This is a genomic window from Enterobacter sp. 4974935, assembly GCF_058661735.1.
Window position 1 is genome coordinate 2,181,590 of sequence record NZ_JBZWGT010000003.1, and the last position, 18,229, is coordinate 2,199,818.

1 protein-coding gene is annotated in these 18,229 nt (G+C 60.4%); it reads right to left on the minus strand.

From position 1 onward, the window contains the following. Positions 1 to 131: 131 nt before the first annotated feature. Entirely contained in the window at positions 132 to 18,140 is an 18,009-nt protein-coding gene (locus tag AC4OVS_RS11675) for an Ig-like domain-containing protein (RefSeq protein WP_491922432.1), read from the minus strand. Positions 18,141 to 18,229: the final 89 nt, after the last annotated feature.

Consider the following 18,229-nt stretch of genomic DNA (forward strand, 5'->3'; position numbering starts at 1 on the left):
CCTTTGCGAGATGATTAGAAATCGAACGTTACCTAAACGAGCCCGCAAAATAATCTTGTGAAATAGAGGGTTATGGCTATTAATGTAAAGAAACGCAAAAAGCCGCGAGGATCGCTCCCCGCGGCGTTGTTTTACGCAATTAACAGTTGATGATTTGCCAGCAGCGTCGCCAGATCCGTCTGCACGCCGTTCAGCGTCACCAGGGTGGTTGGCGAGAACTGGCCGCCCGTCCCGTCGAGGTCAACCTGGATCTCGGTGTTGCTGCCGTTCTGCACCACGCGGATGTAGTCAGCAATGTTGCCCGCGCTACTGTCCAGCGTCGCCACGCCGTTCACGTAGCTCGCCGAGCCGGTGCCGGTATAGCCGCTGTCGGAAAGCAGGTCGCGCAGATCGATGCGGTCCGTGTCTGCCGTCCCTTCCCAGGTACCGACGGTAAAGCCGTTCACCACATCGCTACCGTTGCCGCCCGTCGCGTCAGACGCGTTGATCAGCTTATAGAGCAGCGTGTCCTGACCGCCGCTGCCGATGTTGAAGGTGTCGTTACCGCCGCGGCCTTCAAAGAAGTTATCCGCGGTATTGCCTGTAAAGACATCGTCACCATTTCCACCAGCCAGCCCTTCAATGTTGACAAACCGTGCAGAACCAAAACCTGTATCTTGCATACCGGTCTTACTGAGATCGATATTCAGCGCTGTCGAACCAGCGAGCTTGTAATCGACAATATCCATTCCCCCTTCGGCGGTCCAGACGTTCACATCGGATACCACGCGGCTACCGCCGCCACCGTTATAAATATGCGTACCGGCCGTTGCGTATAGCGTGTCGTTGTAACCTGTTCCTACAATACCTACTGAATTGCTTCCATCCGTTGCGGCCTGGGCGCTATCAACGACTGCATCCCCATTTTCTGCGGTCAATACATAGGCATGGTTCTTCTCTACCGCTTTGAGTCCCGCCCAGGAAGCGTTGACGTTCTCGATGGTATTCGTTGTCCCGGAAGAGTCGAAACTGACGGACGAAACACCGCCAAAGTCATTAGCATTAGAAAGCAGTACAGCGCTGTAAGACTTGCTCGCATCAAGACCGTAGAAATACACCAGCCCTGTCGAATCGTTCATGTTCACGCCGCCCTGCGGGTTAATGACCTGTGAACTAACAACTTTACCGGTACTCTCGTCTACCAGCAGTACCGTATTACCATAGAAGGCGTTAATACCGTTGGCGTCAGAAATACGCAGAATGATGCTGGTTCCATCGTTGATGGTACTGGTATTTTCGATGTACTCCGTCTTGCCACCCGCCGCGCGGAACACGACTAAATCGCGATCGCCATCATAATCAAGGTCGAGCGCTAGTGCTCCCGTGGTGACGTTAGTGCTGCCCTGATTTGCGCCCGTTAACAGCGTTTGCGATGACCAGTTAACCTGCCCTGTACCGGCGTTCACACCATTGTTGAGCCAGAGCATGCCGATATTGTTGGCGTTAGTGGCAACTGTGCTGCCCGCTGCGCCCGCAATCTCGATCAGATCCATCTTGCCATCACCGTTCCAGTCCACCGCCAGCGAGGTCATGCTGTTTACGCTGTCGCCAAAGGTCTGAACATTCGACCCGGTTCCCACACCGTTAGCCGCCGCGGTTAAATTCCCGGCACCATCGTTGTAGAAAACGGCACTGGTGGCGTTACCCTGACCGGTTAGCCCTCCCACAAAGAGATCCATATAGCCATCGCCGTTAAGGTCGGCCCAGGTCATAGTGGTGTAATAATTACTCGTCGTCCCCTGATTTCCATAGAAAACCCCCGTCACAATCTGGGTATTGGTCAGCGTATAATTACCGTTTGCATCCACGCCATTGGTCGCGACCACCAGTCGGGTATTCGCACTGCTGGAGCCTCCGCCTGAGGTATAGTTGGTGCCTACCGTCCCGTGATACACAATGTCGACATAGCCATCATTGTTGAGATCCACGCCAGAGAGATCGCGGCTCATTTGCGCATTGTTATTGTTGGTCGATGCCACCCCATCCTGGGTTGTAGCGGTTTCAACATAAGCACCACTTTTGTCAAAGCCGATAATAGTGCCGTCCGTGTTCATTACGATTTGCGTATCATAGCCACCCGGTGCGTTGGAATCGTTTGGAGATCCATCGCCGTATACCATGTCGACAAATCCATCCCCATCAATATCAATGCCCATTACGCCGCCGTACCAACTCCATGTGTTGCCATTGACATCATTTGTCTGTCCCGCAACGCCATTAGAACCCACCTGGAAGGTGGTGTAGGTGCCGTCCGCATTGTATTTGAAAGACTGCTGGCCATTTGCATAACTGGTATCTGCACCGAGGATATCCATCAGGCCATCACGGTCAAAGTCGACAAATGTTGATTGCTGCTGTCTGTCCGGACCACTGATTGCGACGGAGCTGAATGAACCTAACGTCGTCGAACTGGTTGCGTTCTGGGTAAAGACCGTAGAATTGCTGAGGATCCTCCATGAGCCATCTTCAGCCAGAGTCAGTGCCGTGCCCGTATCCTGCGAAGAGGCTGCGGTCGAGGTAAAACTTATTTCCGGCGTCGGTGATACCGTCAGCTCGTTCGCGGAGTCATCCGCCGTGATCTGCGTGCCGTCAGCTTTGTAAAGTGCAGCCTTGACATCATATATGCCTAGCGCCAGGGCGTCTGCGTCAGGGATCTGCACGTACCAGGTACTGTTCTTAGGATCAACAACGACAACGCCATTGCGAGAACTGTAAACCACATTGTTGACCGTCACTTCAACGTATTCACCATCGAGGATCTCGAAGTCAACGCGGCCGGTGATAATCGGCGTGGTATCCAGGGTATCCTGCACCTCTACATACATTTGCAAATCAACGGTGAAATCAAACACAGGTGAAGGTGTGGTTTCATTTCCAGCGGCATCGACAACGACCGCATAAAATTCCCCTTTTTCTCCATCTACCAGCGGATCCGTCAAGGCGAAGGACCAGGAAGTACCGTTTACGTCAGCCTCGCCAAGCAAGGTGCCGTCGGCGCGATACACACGCACCAGCTCGCCGGTCAAAAGCGAGGAAGACAACGTGCCGTTTAGCACAGGCAAACGATCGTCTGTTGTCGTGCCAGCACTAAACTCACCGCGTGATGAGCCTACCTCATCCGTATAGCTAATAATTGTCGCTGCGGTGTTAGACGGCGTCAGATCGACGGTAACCACCTGCTCAGCCGTTGCGCCTGTATTCCCCGCTAAATCTACAACCCGAACTTGATAGGTATGTTCCCCTTCAGGCAAATCGCGGATATCGATGAAGCTCCAGCGGTTGCCATTCATCGTGACATACTGCCAGGTCAAACCGTTATCGACGCTGATCTGCACATATTCACCGCTGGAAAGCGGCGCACCAATCGAACCATTGATAGTCAGTGACGTATCATTAGTCAGGAAGTCGCTGTCGCTATAGCCCGTATCGGTTGAAATACTGTCAATGCTGACGGTAATCGCACTATCAGGCGCCACCAGGTCCACGGTCACCTTCTGATATGCCGACCCACCAATGTTACCCGCGATGTCTATTACCCGCACATAGTAGTCATAGGTGCCGTTACCCAGCGTGCGGCCGTCCACGTAGTACCAGCTGTTGCCGGTGACGATCACGTTCTGCCAGCTGACTCCGCCGTCGATGCTAATCTGGGCATATTCGCCGTCGGCCAGCGTTGCGCCGAGCGAGCCGTGCAGCGTCAGGGAGGTATCATTGGTGATAAAGTCGCTGCTGCTCAGGCCGGTATCGTCGCTGATGCTGTCGATAGCGATCGTTTTGCTGGCGTCCGGCGCGACGGTATCAATGGTCACCACCTGGCTGGTGGTGGCGCTGATATTCCCCGCGTCGTCAATCACCCGCAGCTGGTAGTTGTAGTCTCCGTCGGCCAGCGTGCGGCCATCAACGTAGGTCCAGCTCAGACCGCTGACGCTCACGTCAGTCCAGGTCGCGCCACCGTCCAGGCTGATCTGCGCGTGGTCGCCGCTGCCCAGGGCCGCGCCGAGCGTCCCTTTCAGGCTAATCTGGTTGTCGCTGGTAATGAAGTCGCTGTCGGACAGGCCGGTATCCTGCGAGACGGAATCCACGGTAATGCTCGTCGCCGCAGGCTTCGTCAGATCGATTACCACGTCCTGGCTGTCCGTTGCCCCAACGTTGCCCGCATTATCAATGACGCGCACCTGGTACGGGTACGTCCCGTCCGTCAGGGTACGCCCATCGGTGTAGCGCCAGGTGGTGCCGGTCACGGTCAGGTCAATCCAGGTGACGCCGCCGTCCAGGCTGATCTGCGCCTTCTCGTTATTACCGAGCTGCGCGGTCAGGGAACCGTTCACCACCACCTGCTTATCGTTGGTGATGAAGTCACTCGCGCTCAGGCCGGTATCGTTTTGCAGGGAATCAATGCTGATCCCCATTGACGGTGCGGTGAGATCCACGGTGACGCTGTGGTTATCGCTGGCGCTGTTGCCGATTGCGTTGCTCACCTGCGCATTGATCACGTACGAACCGCCGTCCGCCAGCGCGGTCACGTCTGCGCTGCCGACCGTATAGCTCCAGGTGCCGTCATTTTGAACGGTAGCCGTGTAGGTTTTACCGTTAAGCGTAATGGTCACCGTCTGGCCCGCAGGCGCGTCGGTGGTGCCGCTGACAATTAGCGGCGTGCCGTGCTCGGCGGCGTTGACGATATCGTCCTGGGCAAAGGTGTTAATGACGATGGTCGGCACGTCGCCGTTCAGCGTCACGTCGTGTGTTGCGCTGCCCGGGTTACCCGCCTTATCGCTCACCGTAGCCGTAATGGTGTAATCCCCATCGCTCAGGCCGAGGAAGTCGCGGCCCGGCACGAAGACCGACCACGAACCGTCTGCTCCAACGGTCGCCTGATAGCTGTGCCCGTTGAAGGAGACGGTCACCGTCTGGCCCTGCTCCGCGGTGGTGGTCCCGCTAATAGTCTGCCCCGCCAGCTGCTCGGCGTTGTTGACGATATCGTCATCGGCCACGGTGCTGATGGTGACGGCTGGTGCGACGGTATCGACCGTTAAGGTATGGGTCGTCTGGCCGCTGTTACCGGCTTTATCGTTGACCACGGCGGTCACCGTCAGCGCACCCTGGCTCAGTGCGGCCAGGTCTGCCGCCGGAACGTCCAGCGTCCAGGTGCCATCGCTGCCGACAAGCGCAGTGTAGGTTTTTCCGCCCAGCGTGACGGTCACCGTCTGGCCTGCTTCCGCGCTGGAAGAGCCGTGTACGGTGAGCGGCTGCTGAGCTTCCGCCGCATTCAGCACGTCGTCGCCCGACAACGTGTTCACGCTAATCACCGGCACGGTGGTGTCCACGCTGATGGTATGCGTCGCCGAGGCGCTGTTCCCGGCGCTGTCCTGCGCCGAAGCAGAAACCTGGTAGCTCGCGCCGTCGGCCAGAGCGCCCACGTCGGCGGCCGGAACGGTGGTCTGCCAGGCGCCGTCGCTCTGAATGGTGGCCGTATAGCTCTTACCATTCAGGGTGATAGTGACCTGCGTACCGCTGGCGAACTGCGCACTGGAACCGTTGATAACCAGCGACGCGCCCGCTTCTGCCGCATTGATCACGTCATCACCACTGAGGGTGTTGACGGTCAGCGCGACCGATGCGGTATTTACCACCACGTCATGGGTCTGGGTGCTGCTGTTGCCTGCGCTGTCGGTGATAGTCGCGCTGAGGGTTACGGTGCCGTCGGTCAGTGCGGAAATCACGCTGGCCGGAACGCCCACGCTCCAGTAACCGCTGGCGTCAACGGTGGTGGTGTACTGATTCGAACCGATGGTGATAATCAGCTTATCGCCGACGCTGGCGCCGGTTGCGGTGCCGCTGACGATCTGCGCCTGCCCGTGCTCCACGCTGTTGATGACGTCATCACCCGCCACGACGTTAAAGCTGACGGTCGGCGGCGTGGTATCAAGCGTAATCGCTTTACCCGCGCTGCCCGGGTTACCCGCGGCGTCACTCACGCTCACCTGCACGGTGTAGCCGTTATCCGCCAGGGCGGACAGGTCTGTGCCCGGCACGTTAACGCTCCAGACGCCGCCCTGCTGAACCTGCGCGGTGTAGCTGTTCCCGCCGAAGGTTACGGTTACCGTCTGACCGACTTCCGCCGTGGTGGTGCCGGAAATGGCCACGCCCGCAGCCGCTTCGCTGCCGTTGATCACGTTGTTGCCTGCGACCGTGTCAATCGTCACGGTTGGCGCGGTGGCATCTACACTGTATTCGCGGCCCGCCGAAGCGCTGTTGCCGTGCGCGTTGGTGACGCTCACCTGCACGCTGGCGTCGCCGTCTTTCAGACCCGCAAGATCCGAGGAAGGCACGCTCGCCGTCCAGTTACCGTCGGCATCGACTTTGGCGGTGTAAGACTTGCCGCCAAAGGTGATGGTAACGATCTGGTTCTCTTCCACATTGGATGTGCTGCCGGAAAGCACCAGATCCGCGCCTTTCTCCGCCGCGTTAATCACGTCGTCGGTGGCGATGGCATCGATGCTGATCGCCACGGCTGCCAGATCGATGGTGACGTCGTGGCTGATGGAGACCGGATTGCCCGCCGCGTTCTGGCCCGCTACGGTGACGGTCATCGTGCCTGCGGCCAGAGCGCCCACGTCTGCCGCCGGGATCGCCGCGGTCCAGGAGCCGTCTGCCAGTACCGACGCGGCATAGGTCTTGCCATTCAGGGTCACGGTGAGCGTAGTGCCCGCCGCCAGCCCATCGCTTGAGCCAGTGACGATAAGATTCTGACCATGCTCAATGCTGTTGATCACGTCATCGCCCGCCACGGTATCCACGCGCAGCCCCGGCAGGCTGGCGTCGATAGTGATATCGCGCTCGCCCGTTCCCGAATTGCCATGGTCATTAGTGACGGTCGCAGACACCGTTAAATCGCCGTTGCCCAGCGCCGTCAGAACCGACTCAGGCACGTTCACGGACCAGGTCAGATCGCTCTGCACCGTCGCGGTGTAGCTGTTGCCGCCGATGGTCACCGTCACGGTGTTGCCCGCCTCAGCGTTCGTTACCCTGCCGCTGAGGGTCTGCCCCGCAGCCACTTCCGCCGCGTTAATCACGTTGTCGCCCGCCACGGTGTTGATGGTGACGGTTGGCAGCGCGGTGTCGACAAGCAGGTTCGCGGTGTTGCTCACGCTGTTGCCCACGCCGTTGGTGACGGTCGCGCTCAGGGTGTAGTTGGCTTCGCCCAGGCTCGCCAGATCCGCCGCCGGAACCGTCAGGCTCCAGGTGCCGTCTGCCGCAGTTGTCGCCGTGTAGTTTTTACCGTTCAGAATTACGGTCACCACGGTGCCTTCTGCCAGGTTGGCGCTGGTGCCGTTGACGCTCAGGTCCTGCCCTTTTTCTACCGCGTTCAGGACGTTGTCATCGCTGATGGCGTTGAAGCTGACCGACGGCAGACCAGTATCGACGGTCACATTATGCGTGCCGCTGCCGGTGTTGCCCGCCGCGTCGGTGACAGACGCAGTGACGGTCACGGTGCCGTCGCTGAGGACTGAAATGACGCTGGCCGGAACGCCCACGCTCCAGTTACCCGCCGCGTCCAGCACGGTGGTATAAGTCTGGCCGCCAATCGTGACGGTGACCTTATCGCCCGCTGCCGCGCCGGTGGCGGAGCCGCTGACGATCTGCGCCTGATTGTGTTCAGCCGCGTTAATCACATCGTCACCTGCAACGGTGTGGATGGTCACCCCAGGAACGGTCACATCCACCGTCAGAGTGTGATCAACCGATGCCGGGTTACCCGCCTTGTCGCTGACTGAGGCAGTGACCGTCACGCTGCCGTCGGTTAATCCTGCCAGATCCGCCGCCGGAACGTTCAGCGTCCAGCTGCCGTCCGCGCTCACGGTTGTGGTGTAATCTTTGCCGTTCAGCGACACGGTCAGCGTCTGGCCCGCTTCGGCGGTGCTGGTGCCGGAGATTGCCAGGTCTGACTGCGCTTCCGTGGCGTTGAGGATATCGTCTGTGGCAATCGTGTTGATGGTCACGGACGGCGCGGTAGCATCCACGCTGTACTCGTGGCCCGCAGACGCGCTGTTGCCGTTCACGTTGGTGACGCTCACCTGCACGCTGGCGTCGCCATCCTTCAGGCCAGCCAGATCCGCTGACGGCACGGTGTAAGTCCAGTTGCCGCTGTCGTCCACGGTGGTGGTGTAGATCCTGCCGTTCAGACTGATGGTCACGGTCTGCCCGGCTTCCACGTTGGTGGTCGCACCGGACAGCACCAGATCCGCGCCCTTCTCCGCCGCGTTAATCACGTCGTCGGTGGCAAGCGCATTGATGCTGATGGCAACGGTAGCCAGATCCACGGTCACGTCGTGGCTGATGGTGATCGGATTACCCGCCGCGCTGTCGCCGGTAACGCTGATTTTCACGGTGCCTTCCGGCCACGCGCTCACGTCGGTGGACGGGATCGCCGCGCGCCAGGTGCCGTCTGCCAGTACCGTTGCCGCGTAATCTTTACCGTTGACGGTAACCGTCAGCGCCGTGTCCGGCGCCAGCCCGTCGCTGGAGCCTGAAATAATCAGGTTCTGCGCGTGCTCAATGGTGTTGATCACGTCATCACCCGCCACGGTATTCACGCGCAGGCCCGGCAGGTTAGCGTCGATAGCGATCTCGCGCTCGCCGGTCCCGGTGTTGCCGTGGCCGTTGGTGACGGTTGCCGTCACGCTCAGGCTGCCGTTGCCGAGTGCGGTCAGCACGTCAGACGGCACGTTGACGGACCAGGACAGATTGTTCTGCACCGTTGCGGTGTAGCTGTGGCCGCCGATAGTCACGGTCACGGTGTTGCCCGCTTCGGCATTCGCCACGGTGCCGCTCAGGGTCTGACCTGCCGCCACTTCCGCCGCGTTGATGACGTTGTCGCCCGCCACGGTGTTGATGGTGACGGTTGGCAGCGCGGTGTCCACCAGCAGGTTCGCGGTGTTGCTCACGCTGTTGCCCACGCCGTTGGTGGCGGTCGCGTTCAGGGTGTAACTGGCCTGACCGAGACCGGCCAGATCCGCCGCCGGAACCGTCAGGCTCCAGGTGCCGTCTGCCGCAGTTGTCGCCGTGTAGTTTTTGCCGTTCAGAATTACGGTCACCACGGTGCCTTCCGTCAGGTTGGCGCTGGTGCCGCTGACGCTCAGGTCCTGCCCTTTTTCAACGGCGTTCAGGACGTTGTCATCACTGATGGCGTTGAAGCTGACCGACGGCAGACCGGTATCGACGGTCACATTATGCGTGCCGCTGCCGGTGTTGCCCGCCGCGTCGGTGACAGACGCAGTGACGGTCACCGTACCGTCGCTGAGGCCTGAAATCACATTTGCCGGAACGCCCACGCTCCAGTTACCCGCCGCGTCCAGCACGGTGGTGTAAGTCTGGCCGCCGATCGTGACGGTGACCTTATCGCCCGCTGCCGCGCCGGTGGCGGAGCCGCTGACGATCTGCGCCTGATTGTGTTCAGCCGCGTTAATCACATCGTCACCTGCAACGGTGTGGATGGTCACCCCAGGAACGGTCACATCCACCGTCAGAGTGTGATCAACCGATGCCGGGTTACCCGCCTTGTCGCTGACTGAGGCAGTGACCGTCACGCTGCCGTCGGTTAATCCTGCCAGATCCGCCGCCGGAACGTTCAGCGTCCAGCTGCCGTTCGCGCTCACGGTTGTGGTGTAATCTTTGCCGTTCAGCGATACGGTCAGCGTCTGGCCTGCTTCGGCGGTGCTGGTGCCAGAGATTGCCAGGTCGGACTGCGCTTCTGAGGCGTTCAGGATATCGTCGGTGGCAATCGTGTTGATGGTCACGGACGGCGCGGTAGCATCCACGCTGTACTCGCGTCCCGCAGACGCGCTGTTGCCGTTCACGTTGGTGACGCTGACCTGCACGCTGGCGTCGCCGTCTTTCAGACCGGTCAGATCCGCAGACGGCACCGTGGCGGTCCATTTACCCTCAGCGTCCACCGTGGCGGTGTAGTTCTTGCCGCCGAAGGTGATGGTGACGTTCTGGTTTTCTTCGACGTTCGAGGTGGTGCCGGAGAGCACCAGATCCGCGCCCTTCTCGGCGGCGTTGATCACGTCATCGGAAGCGATGGCGTCAATGCTGATGGCGACGTTTGCCAGATCCACCGTCACATCATGGTTGATAGTCACCGGATTGCCCGCGCTGCTCTGCCCTTCAACGGTCACGGTGACCGTGCCTGCGGCAAGGGCACTCACGTCCGCAGAAGGGATCGCCGCACTCCAGGTGCCGTCTGCCAGCACGGTAGCCGCATAGGTTTTACCGTTTACGGTGACGGTCAGCGCCGTACCCGCCGTCAGGCCGTCGCTTGAACCCGTGATAATCAGATTCTGCCCGTGTTCGATGCTGTTAATCACGTCATCGCCCGCCACGGTGTCCACGCGCAGGCCCGGCAGATTCGCGTCTATCACGATTTCGCGCTCGCCCGTTCCGCTATTGCCCACGCCGTTGGTGACACTGGCTGACACGGTTAAATCGCCGTTGCCCAGTGCGGTCAGCACCGACTCCGGCACGCTCACGGACCAGGTGAGATCGCTCTGCACCGTTGCGGTGTAGCTGTTGCCGCCAATGGTCACGGTCACGGTGTTGCCTGCTTCGGCATTCACCACCTTACCGCTGATGGTCTGGCCGGTTGCCAGCTCCGCCGCGTTAATGACGTCGTCACCTGCCACGGTGTTGATAATCACGCCCGGCAGAACGGATTCCACGTTCACGGTGTGCGAGGTGCTGGTGCTGTTGCCGACGCTGTCCGTCGCGGAGGCCGACACGGTGTAAAGCGCTTCACCCAGTTGCCCCACCTCGCTCGCCGGAACGGTTGTAGTCCATTGGCCATTGGTAGCTACCGTGGCGCTGTACGCTTTGCCGTTGAGCATCACGGTCACCACCGCGCCCGCCACCAGCCCGGAAGCCGTACCTGTGATGGTCAGATCCTGGGTTTTCTCGGTGTTGTTGATCACATCGTCACCGGACACGGTGTCAATGGTCAGCACCGGCGCGGTGAGGTTGACTTCAACCTCGTGCGTTGTGCTGTTGCTGTTTCCGGCTTTATCGGTCAGCGCCGCGGTGATGGTGTGATCCCCGGCAGTCAGAGCACTCACGTCCGCCGCAGGCACGCCCACGTTCCACTTGCCGGAAGCGTCCAGGGTCGCCGTGTAATCTTTGTTATTGATGGTGACGGTCACCACGTCACCCGCCGCCGCACCGGTCACGGAACCGGTGACAATCAGCGCCTGCGCATGCTCGGCGCTGTTGATCACGTCGTCGTCGGAAACGGCGTTAATGGTCAGCTGTGGCACCGTGGTATCCACCAGCACATCGAGATCCGCCGAGGCCGGGTTACCCGCTTTATCCAGGACGGCTGCTGTGATGGTGTAATCGCCGTCGGAAATCGCGCCGACATCCGCAGACGGTACGGTGACGCTCCAGCTGCCATTCGCCTGCACGGTGGTGGTGTAATTCTCGCCGTTCAGGGTCACGGTCACGGTCTGGCCCGCTTCCGCGTCAGAGACGCCGTTGATGACCAGATCCTGCTGCGCTTCGGCAGCATTGATGATGTTGTTGTCGCTGACGATTTCAATCGAAACCGTCGGCGCGGTGGCATCCACGCTGTACTCGCGGCCCGCAGAGGCGCTGTTGCCGTTTACGTTGGTGACGCTGACCTGCACGCTGGTGTCGCCGTCTTTCAGTCCGCCCAAATCGGCAGACGGTACGGTCGCCGTCCAGTGGCCGCTGGCATCCACCGTCGCGCTATAGGTCTTACCGCCGAAAATGATAGTAACGGTCTGGTTTTCTTCCACGTTGGTGGTCGAGCCGGACAGCACCAGATCCGCACCCTTCTCGGCTGCGTTAATCACGTCGTCGGTAGCTACGGCGTCGATGCTGATGGCGACCGGCGCCAGATCCACCTTCACGTCATGGCTGATGGAAACCGGATTACCCGCCGCGCTCTGGCCGTCAACGGTCACGGTGACTGTACCTGCGCTCAGCGCGCCGACGTCAGCCGCCGGAATAGCCGCCGTCCAGGTGCCGTCCGCCAGCACGGTTGCCGCGTAGGTTTTGCCGTTGACGGTGACCGTCAGCGCCGATCCGCTCGCCAGCCCGTCGCTGGAGCCGGTGATAATCAGGTTTTGAGTATGCTCGATGCTGTTGATCACATCGTCGCCTGCCACGGTATCCACGCGCAGGCCCGGCAGGCTGGCATCAATCGTGATGTCGCGCTCGCCGGTGCCGGTGTTGCCGTGGCCGTTGGTCACGCTCGCTGTTACGGTGAGATCGCCGTTACCGATAGCGGTTAAGACGTCAGATGCCACGTTAACCGACCAGCTCAGATCGTCCTGAACCGTCGCGGTATAGGTGTTGCCCCCGATACCGATCGTGACAGTGTCACCGCTCGCCGCGCCGCTCACTTTCCCGCTCAGGGTTTGTCCGGAAGCCACTTCCGCTGCGTTAATCACGTCGTCGGTGGCAACTGCATTAATGGTGACCTGCGGCAGCGCGCTGTCGACCAGCACGCTATGGCTGGTGTACGCGCTATTACCCGCGGTATCGGTCACGCTGGCCGTCACGCTGTAGCTCGCTTCGCCCAGTGCCGAGACGTTTGCCGCCGGAACGGTGACGCTCCAGTTACCGCTGGCATCGGTGGTGGCGGCGTAACTGATACCGTTCAGGGTTACGGTGATGAGGGTCCCGTCCGGCTGGTTGCTGGTGCCGGAGACCAGCAGATCCTGACCTTTCTCGGTCGCGTTGATCACGTTGTCAACCGCCAGGGTAGTGATGGCAATCACCGGCGCGGTCAGGGAGACGTCAAACGCGTGCGTCGCGCTGGTGCTGTTGCCCGCTTTATCGGTGAGCGTGGCGGAGATCGTTTGATCGCCGTTAGCCAGCGCGCCCACGTCCGCCGCCGGAACGCCCACGCTCCAGTTACCGGCACCGTCCAGCATGGCGGTGTAGTCTTTGCCGTTCAGGGTCAGGGTAATCACATCGCCCGCCTGCGCGCCCGTCACCTTGCCGGTGACAATCAGCGCCTGGCCGTGCTCGGCAATATTAACAATGTCGTCGCCCGCCACAATGTTGAAGGTAATCTGCGGCACGGTAGTGTCGACCAGCACGGACGCCCCCGCGCTGGCCGGGTTGCCCGCTTTATCGGACACGGTCGCCGTGACCGCCGCGCTACCGTCTGCGATCCCCGCCAGATCCGCCGCCGGTACATCCAGCGTCCAGCTGCCGTTTGCCTGCACCTGGGCGGTGTACTGATTGCCGTTGAAGGTCACGGTGACCGTCTGGCCTGCTTCGGCAGTAGACGTCCCGCTCAGGGTCAGGTCCTGCGCCGCCTCTGCCGCATTTAGCATGTTGTCGCCGCTGATGGTGTTGATGGTGACCGCTGGCGCGGCGGTATCGACGCTGAATGCCTGCGAGGAAGAGGCCGCGTTGCCGTTCATGTTGGTTACGCTAACCTGTACGCTGGCGTCGCCATCCTTCAGGCCGCTCAGTTCGGCAGCCGGTACGGTGCAGGTCCAGTCGCCGTTGGCATCGACCATCGTGGTCCAGGTTTTACCCGCAAAGATAATGGTAACGGTCTGGCCCGCTTCAACGTTCGAGGAGGAGCCGGACAGCACCAGATCCTGGCCTTTTTCTGCCGCGTTCAGCACGTTGTCGTCCGTCACGCTGTTGATGCTTATCGCCACCGGGGCGAGATCGACATCCACCACGGTACCGATGTTCACCGGGTTGCCGGAGGTATCCTGCGCGCTGGCGCTGATGGTGAGCGCTCCATCCGCCCACCGGGAGACGTCCGCGGCCGGAACCGCAGCCTGCCAGGTGCCGTCCGCCAGTACCGAGGCGGAATAACTCTTGCCGTTGATGCTCACGGTGACGGTGCTACCCGCCGCCAGGTCGGTGCTGGTGCCGGAGATAACCAGGTTCTGCGCGTGTTCAATAACGTTAATGACGTCGTCACCGGCGACGGTATCAATGCGCAGGCCGGGCAACTGGGCGTCAATGGTGACATCCAGGGAAGACGATCCGGTATTACCGTGCGCGTTCGTCACGCTGGCCGATACGGTCAGGTCGCCGTTGCCGAGCGCGGTTAACTGACTCTGGGTTAACGGCAGGCTCCAGGTGAGATCGTCCTGTACGGTAGCCGTGTATGTCTGCCCGCCGATGATAATGGTGACGGTATCGCCCGATGCCGCGTTCGATACTTTCCCGGTCAGGGTTTGCCCTGCGGCCACTTCCGCCGCGTTAACGATATTGTCGCCCGCGACGTTGTTGAGGGTAACAACCGGCAGCGAGCTGTCCACCAGCACATCGTGCGTGGCAGAGGCGCTGTTGCCCACATTATCGGTGACGCTCGCCGTCACGGTGTAATTGGCTTCACCCAGCGCGCTCACCGCAGAGGCGGGTACGGTAACGCTCCAGTTGCCACTGGCGTCGGTGGTGGCTGCATAGTTGATACCGTTCAGATTAACGGTGATGGTGGTTCCTTCCGGCTGGTTGCTGGTACCGGAAAGCAGCAGATCTTCGCCCTTCTCTGCCGCATTGATCACGTCATCCGCTGCCAGCGTATTAATACCGATTACAGGCGTGACTGTATTGACCACTACATCCACTGAACTGCTGCCGGTGTTGCCGGACCGATCGGTCACGGAGACGTTAATGGTCCAGGTGCCGTCCGTCAGCCCCTGAACGACGGACGCAGGCAGGCCGAGGCTCCAGTTGCCCGCCGCATCCACCACGGTGGTGTAGTCCACGTTATTGATGGTGATGATGACCAAATCACCCGCCGCCGCGCCGGTGACGGAGCCGCTCAGGATCTGCGCCTGTGAATGGGCCAGCTGGTTAACGGTGTTGGTGTCGGTGACGAAATCGTTGATGGTCACCTGCGGCACGGTGGCATCCACCAGCCCAACGCGGTCCGCGCTGCTGCTGTTGCCCGCCACGTCACTGACGGTGGCCGTGACGGTGACATTGCCATCGGTCAGCGCGCCAACGTCGGCGGCAGGCACGTTCAACTGCCAGCGACCGTCCGCCTGGACCGTGGTCTGGTAAGATTTACCGTTCAGCGTCACGGTGACCGTCTGGCCCGCTTCAGCGGTTGTGCTGCCGCTGAGCACCAGATCCTGCTGCGCTTCTGCCGCATTAATGATGTTGTCGTCGGTCAGGTTATCAAGCGTAATGGCTGGCGGCTGTGTATCGACAATCACCACGCGTGAGGCGTCCGCGCTGTTGCCGTTGACGTTAGTCACGCTGACACTCACCTGCGCCCGCCCGTCGATCAGCGTTTCCATCGCGCTCGCCGGAACGGTCAGGCGCCAGGAGCCGTCCTGCTGCACCTGTGCGGTAAAGGTTTGATCCGCGAATTTCACCACCACGGTTTGCCCGGCCTCTACGCCCTGCGTCTGACCGGAAAGGGTGACATCCGCGCCTTTTTCCGCCGCGTTGAGCCTATCGTCAGTGGTTACGGTATCGATGGTGACGGCCACCGCGTTCAGGTCAAGCTCGATCGGGTGTTCAGCCGCCACGGTGTTGCCCCAGGCATCTTCCGCACTGACGCTGACGGTCATGCCTCCCGCCGTCCATGCCTGAAGGTCCGCCGACGGCACGCCAATCTGCCAGCTGCCGCTGGCGTTAACCGTGGTGACGTATTCAACATTATTGATGGTGACGGTGATCTGTGTGCCTTCGGCCAGATGAGTGCTGGAGCCGGTCACGGCCAGATCCTGCTGCTGTTCAATGGCGTTAATCACGTCATCGCCAGAGATCGTGTTCACGCGCAGGCCCGGCAGTTCGGCGTTGATGTTGATATCACGTTCGCCGGTGCCGGTGTTGCCGTGCGCATTGGTGACAGAGGCGCTGAAGGTTAACTCGCCGTCGCCAAACGCCTGAAGGTCGGCCGATGGGATGGTCACGCTCCATTTCAGGTCGCTGCCAACCGTCGCGGTGTAGCTCTTGCCGCCCACGGTGACAGAGACGGTATCGCCCGCCGCCGCGCCGGTGACGCGTCCGCTGAGGGTTTGGTCAACCGCCGCTTCGGCGTTATTGACCAGGTTATCCCCGGCAAAGGTGTTGAGGATCACCTGCGGCAGCGCGGTATCGACCAGCAGATTCGCCTCGGCGGAGCCGCTGTTACCCACGCTGTCGGTGCCGCTGACGCTCACGGTGTAAAGGGTATTCGCCAGATCCAGCACGTCGGAAACTGGCACCTGAACGGACCAGCTACCGTTCTCAACGGTGGCCTGATAGTTAACGTTGTTCAACGTCACGGTGACAGCGCTGCCGTTCGGCAGATTACTGGTCCCGCTCAGGCTCAGAGGCTGCATGGCCTCCAGCGCATTCAGGACGTTATCCTGGCTGATGGGGTCAAGGGTAAATTCCGGCGGGTTGCCGCTGAGCGTAATGCCGTGCGTCGCGCTGCTGGTGTTGCCCGCCGCATCGGTCACGGAGACCGAAATGCTGTGGCTACCTTCACCCAGCGCGCCAATGACAGAGGCTGGCACGCCGACGCTCCAGCTGCCGTCCGCCTGGACGACACCGGTAAAGGTCTTGCCGCCAACGGTCACGGTGACAACGTCGCCCGCCGCCGCGCCGTTCGCCTGGCCGGAAATAATCTGAGCCTGCCCCTGCTCGCTGGTGTTCAGAATGTCGTCGCCCGCGACAGTGTTGATAGTGACCACTGGCGCTACGGTATCGACCGTGAAATCGGCGGTGGTGGAGGCCCCGTTACCCGCTTTGTCGCTGACGTTTGCCGTCAGGGTGTGCTCGCCGTTAGCCATCGCCTGTACTTCACTGGCCGAAAGCGTAACGGACCAGGTGCCGTCGCTGCCCACGGTCGCCGTGTGATTTTTGCCGTTCAGCGTGACCGTCACAATCTGGCCCGCTTCCGCATCGGTTTTTCCGGTCAGCGTCAGCGGCTGATTATGTTCAGCCGCGTTGATGATGTTGTCCTGGGCGATCGTGTCGACAGAAATCGCTGGCGCAGCGGTATCGACGCCAATCGTCTGGCTGCCGGTCACGGTGTTGCCCGCCGCGTCTTTGCCGCTGACGTTGACCGTCCAGGTACCATCGCCCAGCGCCTGCGCGTCAGCAGCAGGCACCTTCACGCTCCATGCGCCGTTTGCCCCCACTTCTGCGGAATAGGTTTTACCGTTCAGCGTGACGGTAAGCGCCGTTCCCTGCGCCAGGTTTTTGCTGGTGCCGGACAGCGTAAAGCCAGCGGCCTGCTCGCTGGCGTTGATCACGTTATCGCCCGCCGTGGTGGCGAGCGTCACGCTGGTATCCGCTGTAGAAACGGTTACGGTAATACTGCCCGCAGAGGTCGTTTTACTGCCGTCGATCTGGACGACGGACCAGGTATGTTCCCCGTCCGCCTGGGTCGGAAGTGTTACCGTCCAGGTGCCGTCCTTTGCGACCATGGTGCTGGCGATGGTGCTGCCGCTGCTGTCTTTAACCTGAATGGTCGCGCCCGGCTGCCCGGTACCGCTGAAGGTTGGGGTGTTATCATCCGTGACCTCTTTTGCACTCAGCACCCCCTGCTTGTCACCCGCGTTATCCGTCAGCAAAAATGTTGGCGTGGCGCTTTCGACTTCTTTCGTATTATCAATAACTTTTGTTTTGGTTTCGCCGTCACCGCCGTGAGCCAGCAGTGCGCCAATCGCACCGCCTCCCAACGCCGCTCCGGCAATCCAGCCCCACGGCGCATCGCTTAAGACGCTTCCCTGCTCCAGAAAAGGTTCAATGCTGCTAATGGGTGCAGCCTGGGCGGTTAATTCGGTGGCGGCAACGCCTGATGCTTCCCCGGCATCGGCAAATGAAATATGCGTCAACTCCTGGTTATCGTTAAATACCAGTTCGGAATGATTATGGGTTTCCGTGTCTTCGACAAAATAATTATTGCAGCGGATCACGCTGCCATCTTTCATATAAATGAGGAGGTCATTCCCCTGGCGGACATAACGCACCACGTCCTGAGCAGAACCCTGAATTTCAATCACGCTCGGCGATGAAATAGAGACCGAGAGATTCCCTTCACCGGTTAATTTCGTTTTTTCTGCCGTTTTTCGAATGATAACATCAACAACTTTTGCGTTACTCATATTCTTCTCCTTGCAGGTGCGCGTATTCCTGTGGTTATGTCCACCAGAGGGATGTAACTATCCCTGGGAAAAACCACCCATTATTGTCT